The 2,169-nt window shown below is 34.1% G+C and carries 3 protein-coding genes and 1 pseudogene; 1 reads left to right on the top strand and 3 read right to left on the bottom strand.

Annotation, left to right across the window (positions count from 1 at the left end; all coding sequences use genetic code 11):
- Nucleotides 1-838, top strand: an 838-nt coding sequence (locus tag ABYK18_RS11960; RefSeq protein WP_373036904.1) for an HD domain-containing phosphohydrolase, incomplete at its 5' end; no start/stop codon positions are given.
- A gap of 126 nt (nt 839-964) precedes the next feature.
- Here the strand turns inward: ABYK18_RS11960 and ABYK18_RS11955 are convergent.
- From ABYK18_RS11955 to ABYK18_RS11945, 3 genes and pseudogenes are all read right to left on the bottom strand, one after another.
- Nucleotides 965-1,128: pseudogene (locus ABYK18_RS11955) on the bottom strand (IS256 family transposase); the annotation flags it as partial.
- On the bottom strand, nt 1,122-1,292 hold the full coding sequence (locus ABYK18_RS11950) for a hypothetical protein (protein WP_373036903.1): 171 nt from the start codon (nt 1,290-1,292) through the stop codon (nt 1,122-1,124). The gene ABYK18_RS11950 and the pseudogene ABYK18_RS11955, both read right to left, overlap by 7 nt.
- Before the next feature lie 80 nt (nt 1,293-1,372).
- Nucleotides 1,373-2,035 carry an IS256 family transposase gene (locus ABYK18_RS11945; protein ID WP_373036905.1) on the bottom strand — a complete coding sequence of 221 codons (663 nt, stop codon included), beginning with the start codon at nt 2,033-2,035 and terminating at the stop codon, nt 1,373-1,375.
- Between the last annotated feature and the right edge of the window lie 134 nt (nt 2,036-2,169).

Below are 2,169 nucleotides of genomic sequence, written 5' to 3'. Positions count from 1 at the left end.
CTGCAGTGAACTCAGAGACAAAAAGCATATAGACAGCGGAGATTGCGAAAGACTAAAGGCTGCACTTGGACGAAAAGAGATTTTTAGAATGCAGTTTGAAAATATTGCAAAAAACGGAAGTTCTTATTTTGTGGATGCAACCGTCATACCGATTGTAGACAGCAAAGGCGTCGTTGTCGAGCATCTGCACCTTATGTGTAATGTTACCGAACTGGTACAACTCCATATCGAGATAGAAAAAACACAGCAAGAGATAATTTGCCGTATGGGAGAAATAAGTGAATCAAGAAGCAAAGAGACAGGCAAACATATCCATCGTGTTTCTGAATACTCAAGACTCTTGGCACTCAAAGCCGGATTCAGCGAAGAAGAAGCAAATCTTATTGCCAGTGCTTCGCCTATGCATGATATAGGAAAAGTAGCAATTCCTGACACAGTTCTTTTAAAACCAGGTAAGCTTAATGAAGAAGAATGGGAGATAATGCGATCCCACAGCACAATAGGGTATACTGTTTTGAGCGGTTCACAAAGACCTCTTTTAAATGCGGCAGCCGTTATTGCAAAAGAACATCATGAGAAATATGACGGAAGTGGTTATCCTGATGGAATTGTGGGTGAAGATATCCACATCTATGCGCGAATAGTAGCTATCGCAGATGTTTTTGATGCACTGGGAACAGATAGAATCTATAAAAAAGGGTGGGAAATTGATAAGATTTTAGAATTTTTTGAAGAGGAAAAAGGACAACATTTTGATGTGAAGCTGGTAACGATATTTTTAGAAAATATTGATGATTTCCTAAAGATTAGAGATGAATATAAGGAAGTTATAGAATAACGCAAAGAATTAGATTTTTATATTTTAACTTTAAGATACATTTTCATAACTAAAGATGCTATTTCTTATAATATAGAGCTAGAGAGCGTTTAAAATTCCGTGTCAGATAGAATCTGTAACATAAAGCTACACCTCTAAGTATTCATCTAGCCTCCCTTCGAAAAAGATAGCAAGTTGAAAAATGGTTAGTGACCAATTTTTCACTAGCATAGCCCATTTTTTATACCCAAATAGAGTCATTTTAACAGAGATTTTTCATTTGGAAAAGCACCTTTTGTTTTAGTTAGTTTTCAAAACTGTCAACTCCTCCTTCATGCATAATAAGTTGAAATTTTATAGCTGAAGTGGGCATATGTTTAATAATCTTTTCTTCTAAGTATTTTACATAAATATCTTTTACTGGCTGATTATCTACTTCATAAAGTATATTTTCATCAGATTTAGTAAGAACCATATTTTACCAATAGGTTTCCAACTTAAGTTATATGTATGAAAAATCTCCAATTGGAATGTCCCCTATAAACTAGACTATTACTAAAACTGTAGGTTTTGGAGTATGTTCAAAGTTTCAACTCTATTTGGAACAATCTTCCGGTTACTAAAAATTGTTCTAAATATAAGGACATCTTGTATACCACGCTTTTGAATATCATTTAAAACTGTAAGCCAGTACTTACTTGTTTCATTTTCTCCAATCCAAATACCGATAATCTCTTTTTTGCCCTCAAGTGTTATTCCAAGCATTATATATGCAGCTATATTTTTAACAACTCTATCAACTCTAATTTTTAATACAGTCGCGTCCATAAAGATAATTGGATAGATTTCATCAAGTGGACGGTTCTGCCACTCAGTAGCTTTTTCGATAATCTTGGATGTTATGTTGGAAATAGTCTGTTCTGAAAGCTCATAACCATATAAATCATCAAGATGATGTTGTATATCTCTTACACTCATACCTTTGGTATAGAGTGATAAAATTAAATCTTCACTACCATCTAAAAGCACTTCACGCTTTTTTACAAGCTGTGGTTCAAAGCTTGAATCTCTGTCTCTTGGAATAGCAACATCAATATTTCCATATTTAGATTTTATTGTTTTTTCGTTGTAGCCATTACGATAGTTTGAACTATCTAATTCTTGATGTTTATCGTAGCCTAGATGGGAAGTCAGTTCTTCTTGTGATGCAGTTGTCAGACGCGGTGCTAAAATAGGCAGTTCGAAAGCTGCTTAAAAAGTAGTTTTTACAACCCAAAGCTTAAAGAAACAGATTAGTTCTGTTAAAGTCTTTTTTCAAATACTTTGAAAGGAGACAAGTGCTTAAAAAAGGT

The organism is Sulfurimonas sp. (assembly GCF_041563495.1).
Classification (GTDB): Bacteria; Campylobacterota; Campylobacteria; order Campylobacterales; family Sulfurimonadaceae; genus Sulfurimonas.
This window is presented reverse-complemented; position numbering and strand designations above follow the sequence as displayed.

Excerpts from the sequence above, each read along its gene's own strand:
- ABYK18_RS11950 (WP_373036903.1), bottom strand. The coding sequence starts at position 1,292 with ATGGTTCTTACTAAATCTGATGAAAATATACTTTATGAAGTAGATAAT.